Genomic DNA, 9,957 nt, shown 5'->3' with positions numbered 1-9,957 from the left:
CCTGGGTGGGCGGGGCGGTGGCGGCCTCAGCAGCCGTTCCGTCACCTGCTCCTCGCGGCGGCGCCACACCGCACACCCGGCTCAGCCTCCTGCCCGGCATCCCCGACCTGTCCCTGTTCCCGCGTTCCGCCTGGTCCGCGGCCCAGCGCGGGGTGCTCGCCGAACTGCCCCACGCCTCGCTCGGCTACCCGGATCCGCGCGGTCTGCCCCGACTGCGTACCGCCGTGGCCCAACTCCTCGTCCGCAGAAGGGGCGTGGTCGTCTCTCCCGAACAGGTCGTGATCTGCTCCGGGGTCTCCCAGGCCATGACGCTGCTCGGCCTGGTCCTGTACGCGCGCGGTGAGCGGACGGTGGCCGCGGAGGACCCGGGCAGCCCCGAACACGCGGAGCTCTTCGCCCACTCGGGGATGCGGACCGTACGGATACCTCTGGACGCGCAGGGCCCTGACCTGGCACTGCTGCGCGAGCACGGGGTGCGCACGCTGGTGGCCACACCCTCGCATCAGTTCCCGTCGGGGATCGCCTACTCGGCGCGGCGGCGTGCTCAACTCCTCGACTGGGCACGGTCGGTGGACGGCCTGGTCATCGAGGACGACTACGACGGGGACTTCCGCTACGACCGCGCGCCGGTGGGCGCCCTGCAGGGCCTCGACCCGGACCACGTCGCGTACACCGGCTCGGTCAGCAAGTCACTGGCTCCCGGGATGCGGCTCGGCTGGGTGGTCGTGCCCGAGGGACTGACCGAGGCGATCGTGGCCCGCAAACGCCTCATGGACCTCGGGAACCCCGCACTCGACCAGGAAACGCTCGCGCGGTTCATCGAACGCGGCGACTACGACCGGCACTTGAGGCGCTGTCTGCGGACGTATCGCGAGCGGCGCAACGTCCTGTTGGCGGCGCTCGCGCGGTGGCTGCCGGGCACAGATGTGACGGGGATCGCCGCCGGTCTGCATGTGATCGCCGCCCTTCCCCCGGGCGCAGGCGCGGGTCCCGCGCTTGCGGAGCGGGCGGCGGAGCTCGGCCTGTCCATCCGTCCTCTGGAGGCGTACTCCTCCGCTCCCCCGCCCGGCGGCCGGGCGCATCTGGTCATCGGATACGCGCACTTGGCGCCGGAGCGGATCGCCGAGGCCGTGGGACTGCTCGCTCAGGTGGTGCGGAACGCTCAGCTGCTGCGGAACGATCAGGCGGATCGCGGTGATCAGGGACTGCCCGCCGCCAGATAGCCGAGGATGAGCAGACCGAAGCCCACCGGCAGATAGACGAGGGTGAGCAGGACCGGCATCCAGCCGACGACCCAGCCGCGCAGGCAGCGGCCGGGCACCATCTTGTTGTTGGCCCTGCGCACCTCGTCCTCCAGTCCGAGCCGCTCGGCAGCCCGGGCGGACACCACGACGCCGGCGTCGATCGGCCGTTCCAGAAGCGCGCGGCGTACGAGCCGGTCGACGTCCCCGGTGCCGCCCCGCAGCTTGTTCACGATGACCCGTACACCATGGGCGTCCGTCAGGATGAGCCGGTCGTCCGTGGAGCCCTGGCCCGCGACCTCGCTCCGGCCGACCTTGGTGAGCCGGGCGAGGTCGAGGGTCCGGCGGCCGGTCAGCGTGCGCGCGGACAGCAAGTCCTTCTCGTACGGCGTGACATGCCAGCCGGTGGAGGCGTAGAAGAGGACCAGGAGGCTGATCAACGGCGTGGCCATGTTGCCGAAGACCAGGGCGTCGGAGACGAGCTCGGCCTGGACGAGGAGCGCCGTGGCCACCAGGTACACCGGGGGCAGCAGCCACGCGAACCAGTCCGTCACCTGACGCGCTCTGCGGCCTTTGCCCGGGGATGTCGCGAGATCGGGCAGGGCTGTGGAAGCACCGGAGTTGAGCGTCATGAGCATGACGCTATCGCGGAGGGCTCCCGGTTCAGGAGTTGGACCAGGCGCGGGTGCACAGGACGAGGCGGTAGCCGTCGGGGTCCTGGAGCGTGACGCCCCATTCGTTCCAGTACGGGTTCGGCGACTGGACGCGCTTGCCGCCGTGCTCCTCGATCCGGGCGATGAGCTCCTGCGGAACCGGTCCGTCCAGGTAGAGCACGAGGAGGTCCTCCTCGGTGGGGCGCGGGGCGACCGGGTGCTCCGCGTCGTGGACGAGCTCCAAGTGCCAGTCTGCGTCCGGCCGACCGAGCATCAGCAGGTCGTGGGCGCCGGGACCGTGGTCGCCCTCGGTGCGCCAGACCACGCTCAGGCCGAGCCCGTCCACGTAGAACCTCTCCGCGGCGGCGAGGTCCAGGGACGGGCGGGCGATACGGATGTGGCTGCGGCCGTCGATGGTCATGCGGGGCTCCCCCAGGTCGTTCCCGATCTTGCGGGGCAGCCTATGCGGCACCGATCACCAGGTCATCGGGCTCTGGTCGTACGACCTGGGGCGACCGGGCCGCGACCCTAGGACCCTGTGCCTCGCGCGGGCCCTGGGCCCCGGTGCCTGGAGCGCCGCCTCATGAGGGCGGAGTCAATGTGCCTTGTTCGGCGAAGCTGTGGCCCTCTTCAGGCTGGACAACAGACACACCCGATCCGGGAGGGCCCTCTGTAGACGCGCCGCGCATGCGAGCCATCCACTCATGAGGCCGCGTGTGCCGCCGATACAGGTTACAGGGCAACACATGTTCGACACATCGCCGGTTCGCGCAAACCCGAACGAAAGTCGTTCGCGCGTGCGGGATTTGGCCGTAGCGTCGACGGTCATGAAGCTAGTAGTGCAGGTGAAGCTACTGCCGTCACCCGACCAGGCGACGGCACTCAAGGCGACTCTGCGCTCCTGTAATCAGGCTGCAAACACGGCGTCCGAGGTGGCGTTCGCGAACGGCCTGAAGCGACGCAACACGCTGCAAAGCGTCGTCTACCACCGACTCAGGGCCGACTTCCGGCTCGGCGCGCAGGCTGCGGTGCGGGTCGTGAAGAAGGTGTGCGACGCCTACAGCGCGCTCAACGCGAACCTCGCGGCGGGCAATCTCGGGCGCGAGGGCTCCAAACGTCGCATCCGCGCCCTCGCGAAGCCGATCCGCTTTCGTGCGGATGCGGCGCAGCCGTTCGATGACCGCATCCTGTCCTGGAACCTCAAACAGCGAACGGTCTCCATCTGGACGATCGTCGGCCGGTTGAAGGGCATCAAGTTCATCAGCTCCGAACAGGCGCTCGTGCTGCTTACTTCGCGTCACGGCGAGTCGGATCTGGTGTGCAGCGACGGCGAGTTCTACCTGATGGCGACGATCGAGATCGCCGAACCGAAGCCATACGAGCCGAACGGATTCCTCGGTGTGGATCTGGGGATCGTGAACATCGCGACCACCAGCGACGGCCACAGCATGTCCGGCCGCAGCCTGAACCGGTACCGCAAACGGCAGCAGGCGCTGCGGGCGAAACTGCAGAAGAAGCGCACCAAGTCTGCGAAGCGCCGGCTCAAGCGGATGTGTCGCCGTGAGTCCCGGCACGCAACACACACCAACCACCGCATCGCAAAGGCGATCGTTGAAACCGCTGAACGCACCTCGCGTGGGATTGCCCTAGAGGACCTGGGCGGTATCCGGCAGAGGGTCACGGCCAAGAAAAACCAGCGGTCCCGCCTGCACTCCTGGGCATTCGCCCAACTCGGCAAGTTCGTCGAGTACAAAGCTCGCCGGGTGGGTGTGCCCGTGGTCTTCGTGGACCCGCGCAACACCTCCCGCCAGTGCTCGGAGTGCGGCTACACCCACCGTACAAACAGGGTGAATCAAGCAAAGTTCGTGTGCCGGTCCTGCGGGACCGTGCAGCACGCGGACCACAATGGCTCCCGCAACATCTCCGTACGTGGTGATGCTGTGTGGCAGCGGGGCGCAGTCAATCGCCCCAGTACGGCGACCGACCACCGTACCGGACGCAGGGGACCCACGCCGCAGCCAGCCGCGCTCCACTTGCAATCAACGCCCGGCAAACACCGAGTGACAAGCTCGGTCTGTTCAGGGACGAGAAGTTGACTTGGGGTTCGCATGCGCGCCGCTGTGCACCAGTAGGTCTGTTCCCGCGCACTTGTCGGTCCCGTCCCAGGAGGCTCACCCGATGTCATCAGGTCAGCAGGGCTCCGTTCCCGGCCGCCGCTCCGTGCTGCGCGGTTCGCTCGCCGCGTCCGCCGCGCTGGCACTGCCCGCGGTCGGCGCCGCTCCGGCGCTCGCCCTGTCGGGGCGTCCGCGCGCCGAGTGGGGTGTGCAGACCGGGGACGTGGACGCGCACTCCGGTCTGGTGTGGGTGCGCTCCGACCGGCCGGCCCGGATGATCGTGGAGACCTCCGCGAGCGAATCGTTCCGCCGTACGCACACTTGGCACGGCCCACTGCTCGGTCCGGGCAGCGACTTCACGGGAACGACGCGGCTGCGGGGGCTGCCCGCGGGTGAGCAGATCCACTACCGCGTGACGCTGGCCGATCCCGAGGACCCCCGGCGTACCGGACGTCCGATCACCGGCACGTTCCGCACCGCGCCCGAGCGGCGGCACCAGGATGTGCGCTTCGTGTGGTCCGGTGACATCGCGGGCCAGGGCTGGGGCATCAACCCGGAACTCGGTGGCTACCGGGTCTTCGAGGAAATGCGCCGCAGACACCCCGATTTCTTCCTGTGCAGCGGCGACACGGTGTACGCGGACGGGCCGCTGCAGCCGACGGTGACGCTGCCGGACGGGCGGATCTGGCGGAACGTGACGACCGAGGAGAAGGCGAAGGTCGCCGAGACGCTGGCCGAGTTCCGCGGCACGTTCCGCTACAACCTGCTCGACGAGAACCTGCGCCGCTTCAACGCCGAGGTCCCCTCGATCGTCCAGTGGGACGACCACGAGGTCCGCAACAACTGGTACCCGGGCCAGACCCTGGACGACGTCCGCTATACGGAGAAGAACGTCGACGTGCTCGCCGCCCGGGCCCGGCAGGCCTTCGGCGAGTACTTCCCGATCAGCACCCTGCCCGGCGGGCGCGACGAGGGGCGGGTGCACCGGGTGGTGCGCCACGGTCCGCTGCTCGATGTGTTCGTCCTGGACATGCGCACGTATCGCAACGCGAACTCCCCGAACCGGCAGACCGACGACCCGGTGGGCATCCTCGGTGCCGAGCAGCTCGCCTGGCTGAAGCGGGAGTTGTCGCGTTCGCGCGCGGTGTGGAAGGTGATCGCCTCCGACATGCCGCTCGGCCTGGTCGTGGCGGACGGTGCGGTGAACTTCGAGGCGGTCGCGCAGGGCGACCCGGGTGCGCCGCTGGGGCGCGAGCTGCAGATCGCGGAGCTGCTGCGGTACATCAAGCACCAGCGGATCACCGGCACCCTGTGGCTGACCGCCGACGTCCACTACACCTCCGCGCAGCACTACGACCCGTCTCGGGCGGCGTTCAAGGACTTCGCCCCGTTCTGGGAGTTCGTGTCCGGGCCGTTGGCAGCGGGCGGGTTCCCGGCGGTGAAGCTGGACGGCACGTTCGGGCCCGAGCAGTCCTTCGTGAAGGCGCCGACGCGCGCCAATGTGTCGCCGGCCGAGTCGCCGCAGTACTTCGGTGAGGTGGACATCGACGGTGGCAGCGGGGAGTTGACGGTGCGGCTGCGGGAGGACACCGGGGCCGTGCTGTTCACGAAGGTGCTGCAGCCGGGCCGGGTCGGGCAGTGAGCGGCCTCAACCCGTCCTGACCTGCGGATTGTTGATGCCCACGGCCGTTGTCAGTGGCGCCGTCTACGGTCTTTTGCATGACGCGATCACTGCAGGCCGTGGCCTATCACCGACCCTCCGCGCTGGAGTCGGGACCGCTGGGACAGCGGCTCGGACTCGAGACCTCGCGCGGGGCCACTCCCGCGGGGCGGGTGGACCATCCGCGGTTCTTCTCGGGGTTCGTGACCGAGCCGCGGACAGCCGCCGCGGCGCTCCTCGCCGTGGCCGATGTGGCGGCCGCGCGGTATTGGCAGCCGCAGCGGCCCGCGTCCTACGACCCGGTGGTGACGGGCAGCGGTGACCGCTTGCGGTTCGAGTCCTTCTCCGGGTGCGGTGGTGTGCTGGCCCGCCTCGACATCCTGAGTGAGGGCCTGGACGGGGGCGAGGTCGGGCACGGTACAACCAATGTGGACGTCAACCATCCGCTCAGGGAGGCGTTGTCGCGGGTCGGCTCGGACGATCCGCTCCATCTGCGGGTCGGCCCGGAGGAGTTGGCGGTCACCACCGTGGACGGTGCGGTGATCGAGAAGAAGGTGCCGCTGCCCGACCGCTGGCTGCGCGGCTTCGCTGAGGCCCAGGTGGTGGCCGCCGGCTTCGAGTTGCGCGCCGAGTTGCCGGCCGCGGAGGCGGTGCGCTTCCTGCGCGGTCTGCCGCGTGCGGGCGCACGGGGCGCCTCCCGAGGGGCGATGTGGGTGGTGCCGGCGGGACGGGGACTACGGCCGACCACCCGTCCGGTGCCCGGCGCGGTGTGCCTGCCGGGACCCGAGCGGCTTTCCGCGCTGCAACGGGTGCTGCGCCATGCCACGGCGCTCCGGGTGTACGGACCGGCCGCCACGGACGCGTCACCGCTGGCCGGAGCGTGGGAGGCCGTGCTGCCGGGGATGCGGCTCACCCTCACCCTCTCCCCCGATGCGGCCCGCGGATTCTCGGGCGAAGGCGGTGTGCTGGATGCGCTCGCGGGGGCCGAAGCGGCCGAGGACGCGGAGCTGATCTCGGTGCTGCTCGCCTGGGAGCCCCGGATCGACCTCGCCGAACTGGCCGCGTCCGCCGGGCTCTCCGTGGAGCGGGTGCGGGCGGCGCTCGTGCATTTGGGCACGTCGGGCCGGGTGGGGTACGACGCGGCGGAGGCGGCGTACTTCCATCGCGAACTGCCGTATGACAGCGACCGGGTGGAGCGGCACAACCCACGGCTGAAGGACGCGCGTGCCCTGGTGGCCCGCCACGCGGTCACGCTGGACGGACAGATGGCCACGGTGCGGGCCGAGGACGGGCATGTGCATCGGGTCCGCGCGGAGGGTGGCGTGCTGACCTGTACGTGTCTGTGGTGGGCCCAGTACAGGGGCGGGCGCGGACCGTGCAAGCATGCGCTCGCGGTGCGGCTGGTGCGGCGGGGTGAGACCGGCGTGGCCGGTGCGTCCGTTGAGCCGCGTACGCCGGTGACCGAGGGGGATGTGCGATGACCATCAGACTGTTGACCGGTGGGGCCGTGGACGCGGCGCTCGCCGAGGCCGGGCCCGGCGTGCTCGACGTGTACGAGGCGATTCAGCAGGGCAAGGCCGAGCTCGCGGCGCAGTACGTCGTCAAGCTCGACCTGGCGGAACGGCGCTCCTGCATGGGCCTGCTGAAGAAGCTGAGGTCGGCCAACCGCGGCGTGTGGAACTGGCAGAACCGTGAGCGCACGCGGGCACTCGCCGTGGCCGGAGCGGGCTGCCAGACCGGTGCCGCCGCGGCCGCTGCCTGGCTCGCGTCACGGGACACCTTGTGGACGGAACCTCCGCACGCGCTGCTCCTCGACGTCCTGGCCGAGCGCGACCCCGCGTGGCTGGCCGACGTGGCACACCGGCTGGCCGAGCGGCCCCGGTCGGCCGGGATCCCCTATGACTTGATGGCCGGACTCGTCGGAAGGTCGGGCTGTGCGGCCCCGACGACCGAGAGCTATGTGCACGGCTGGATGTTCTCGCACTTCCGCAGCCGGAAGGGGTCCCTGCTCACCCGGCTTCGCCACGATCCGGATCTCACCCGGCTCATGGCCGCGTTCTTCGTGACGCCGGACGTTGGCAGCTACGCCCAGTTCACCTTCCCCGGCGAGCCGGGCCAGAACACCTGGCCCGAAGCGCTGGCTCTGCTCACCCGGGACGGCGTCCTCGACCGGCCCACCATGATCGCCTCCAGTCTGGCCCGACTGCTGCGCGGCGGGCGTCAGATGGACGAGCGGATGTTCCTGCGGCTGCTCGAAGAGCTGGCCCCGACGCGTGCGGAGCAGCTCGCCCATCTCGCGGACTGGACCGCCCTTGCCGCCGATGCGAGCTCACCGGTCGCCGCACACGCGCAGTCCGTGCTCGGGGCCTTGGCCCTCGACGGCGGCCTGTCCGACGGGCGGCTGGCGGACGTGTCGCGCGCGATGCTGTTCCGTACGGAGAAGAAGCTGGTGCGGGCGCAGTTGGTGCTGCTCGGCAAGGTACTCAAGGCCCGGCCCACGGCAGCCGGGGAGCTGCTGCCGGCGGTGGCGGAGGCGTTCGCGCATCCGGACACCGACGCCCAGGAGCGGGCGCTGAAGCTGGTGGGCCGGCACACCGAGGCGCTCGACCGGATGCAGCTCGCCGAGCTGGCGACGGCGGCGGAGTTGCTCACGCCGGGGCTGCGGGGCGGCGCTGCGGAGATCTTGGGGCAGGCGATCGGTGAGGGGGACGAACTCCCTTACGCGTACGAGGAGTTCCTGCCTCCTGCGCCCGAGTGGACGCCGGTGAGCCCGGCCGGGGCGACACCTGCCGAGGTGGCGGAGGACGTCAGCGTGCTCCTGGCAGGGGCGCCCAATGACCTCGTCACGTTCGAGCGGGCCCTGGACGGGCTGATGCGGCAGGCCGCACGCGACCGCGCGGCGCTGACCGACGCACTGCGTCCGGTGGTCGAGGGCCGGCGCTGGTGGGAGCACATCGGCTCATGGATCGAGCGCCAGGACTCCTTTCACTTCCTCGCGAGCGGTATCGAGATCGTCGTCGCGGCAGTTCTCGGCCGGCTGCGCATGGAGGTGCTGCACCGCAGGGCCCAGCACACTTCGTCCGGAGCCTCGGCCACGCGGGGCGGGCCGGCCGCTGTCCACGATGCGCGCTGCTGGGAGGCGGCTCATCGGATCCACTCGGACCCCAGCCCGTTCCTTCTCGCGCCACCGACGGACAGCTCCGGCGCCATCGAGGCGGCGATCCTTGTCGAACGCCTGGAGGAGTACACGCGGTTCGGGGCCCGTGTCGGCGAGATGGACTTCGGTCAGGCGCTGCTGCGCGTTCGGTTCGAGGGCCCTTCAGGCATCGACGGCGCCACGGGTGCCGGCGTCCCCTCGGGACCTGACGGCCCTGCGGGAGATGCGCAGTTGAGTGCCCTGGCCGCCCGGGCCGATGCCCTCGGCACCTCCCACGGAACACGCCTGGCCCAGCATCTGCGCGAGGGATCGCTGCCGGCGCCGGCGTCGCACCGCGAGCACCGCGAGGTCTACCGCGCCCGCACGGTGCTGGTCGACCTCGGGGAGCTGCCCGGGCTGCGTGAGCGCTTCAGCGGGCCCCTCGCTCGCCTCGGGCGTCCGGTGACTCCGGCAGAACCCGATCACTCCCCTGTCACGCACTACCGGCATCTGCTCGCCGTGCTGCCCGCACAGCCCGAGCTGGTCGCCGCGCGGCTGCTGCACTTCATGTCGGGTGTGGCCTGCCACAACTTCGGGCCGCAGCAGGGCTACCTGCCCGCCCTCGCCGAAGCACCCGGCCCTGCGGGCCAGGCCGTGCACCTCTCGGTGGCGTACGGGCTCGCCGCCCGTCGGCCGCAGGACCGCCTCGAAGCCGTCGACGCCCTGCTCGTCCTGGCCGCCCGCGGCGTGCTGGATCCCGAGCGCTTGGGAGCGGACATCGCCGAGCTGTCGGAGCTGACGCTCATCAAGCCGGGCCGTTTCGCGGACGGGTTGCGCGCGGGGGCCGGCACGGGTGCGTACGCCACCGTCTGGGCGATACTCCGCTCCGCCCTGCCCGGGCTGCTCACCCAGGAGAATCTTCCGGCCAAGGCACTCGGCGACTTCCTCGAAGTCGGAGCCGACTGCGCGGAACGCTGCGGTGCCCGTGCCGAGATACCGGAACTGACCGAGCGGGCGGGCCGGACCGGCACGTCGCGCGTGCAGAACCAGGCCCGGCGCCTGCACCGGGCGTTGGGCGGATAGCGGGCGGCTCGGTGCGGACGGCCCGGCGCCGATGGAGAGCGGCTCAAGAACGGGTGGAGCCGTGCGCCGG

Annotated in this window: 7 protein-coding genes; 5 read left to right on the top strand and 2 right to left on the bottom strand. The window is 70.9% G+C overall.

Translation table 11 applies throughout. The features are described from left to right. Nucleotides 1–1,223: aminotransferase-like domain-containing protein (locus G6045_RS02990; protein ID WP_165330163.1), on the top strand; the 1,223-nt coding region annotated here is incomplete at its 5' end. Here the strand turns inward: G6045_RS02990 and G6045_RS02985 are convergent. Both G6045_RS02985 and G6045_RS02980 read right to left on the bottom strand, forming a co-directional pair. Further along, nucleotides 1,199–1,873 carry a hypothetical protein gene (locus G6045_RS02985; protein ID WP_165330162.1) on the bottom strand — a complete coding sequence of 225 codons (675 nt, stop codon included), beginning with the start codon at nt 1,871–1,873 and terminating at the stop codon, nt 1,199–1,201. The genes G6045_RS02990 and G6045_RS02985 overlap by 25 nt on opposite strands. Nucleotides 1,874–1,904: 31 nt before the next feature. Next, nucleotides 1,905–2,315, bottom strand: coding sequence for a VOC family protein (locus tag G6045_RS02980; RefSeq protein ID WP_165330161.1), 411 nt, complete (start codon nt 2,313–2,315; stop codon nt 1,905–1,907). A 406-nt stretch (nt 2,316–2,721) separates the two neighbouring features. Between G6045_RS02980 and G6045_RS02975 the strand changes: the two genes are divergently transcribed. From G6045_RS02975 to G6045_RS02960, 4 genes are all read left to right on the top strand, one after another. Further along, nucleotides 2,722–3,990: an RNA-guided endonuclease InsQ/TnpB family protein gene (locus tag G6045_RS02975; protein WP_235967501.1), complete on the top strand. Its 1,269-nt coding sequence runs from the start codon at nt 2,722–2,724 to the stop codon at nt 3,988–3,990. Nucleotides 3,991–4,072: 82 nt separating this feature from the next. Beyond that, nucleotides 4,073–5,650, top strand: coding sequence for an alkaline phosphatase D family protein (locus G6045_RS02970; RefSeq protein ID WP_165330160.1), 1,578 nt, complete (start codon nt 4,073–4,075; stop codon nt 5,648–5,650). Nucleotides 5,651–5,727: 77 nt separating this feature from the next. After that, a complete protein-coding gene (locus tag G6045_RS02965; protein ID WP_165330159.1) occupies nt 5,728–7,149 on the top strand; it encodes an SWIM zinc finger family protein in 1,422 nt (473 codons plus the stop codon). Further along, nucleotides 7,146–9,887: a DUF6493 family protein gene (locus tag G6045_RS02960; protein ID WP_206343196.1), complete on the top strand. Its 2,742-nt coding sequence runs from the start codon at nt 7,146–7,148 to the stop codon at nt 9,885–9,887. The genes G6045_RS02965 and G6045_RS02960 overlap by 4 nt, the downstream gene beginning before the upstream one ends. Nucleotides 9,888–9,957 lie beyond the last annotated feature (70 nt).

The organism is Streptomyces mesophilus (genome assembly GCF_011044995.1).
GTDB classification, from domain to species: domain Bacteria; phylum Actinomycetota; class Actinomycetes; order Streptomycetales; family Streptomycetaceae; genus Streptomyces; species Streptomyces mesophilus.
The sequence above is the reverse complement of the archived record's forward strand: the minus strand, read 5'-3'. Positions and strand labels throughout refer to the sequence as shown.

Bases quoted from the DNA above. Each gene is read 5' to 3' on its own strand.
- G6045_RS02985 (WP_165330162.1), bottom strand. From the start codon at position 1,873: ATGACGCTCAACTCCGGTGCTTCCACAGCCCTGCCCGATCTCGCGACA.
- G6045_RS02980 (WP_165330161.1), bottom strand. From the start codon at position 2,315: ATGACCATCGACGGCCGCAGCCACATCCGTATCGCCCGCCCGTCCCTG.
- G6045_RS02975 (WP_235967501.1), top strand. From the start codon at position 2,722: ATGAAGCTAGTAGTGCAGGTGAAGCTACTGCCGTCACCCGACCAGGCG.
- G6045_RS02970 (WP_165330160.1), top strand. From the start codon at position 4,073: ATGTCATCAGGTCAGCAGGGCTCCGTTCCCGGCCGCCGCTCCGTGCTG.
- G6045_RS02965 (WP_165330159.1), top strand. From the start codon at position 5,728: ATGACGCGATCACTGCAGGCCGTGGCCTATCACCGACCCTCCGCGCTG.
- G6045_RS02960 (WP_206343196.1), top strand. From the start codon at position 7,146: ATGACCATCAGACTGTTGACCGGTGGGGCCGTGGACGCGGCGCTCGCC.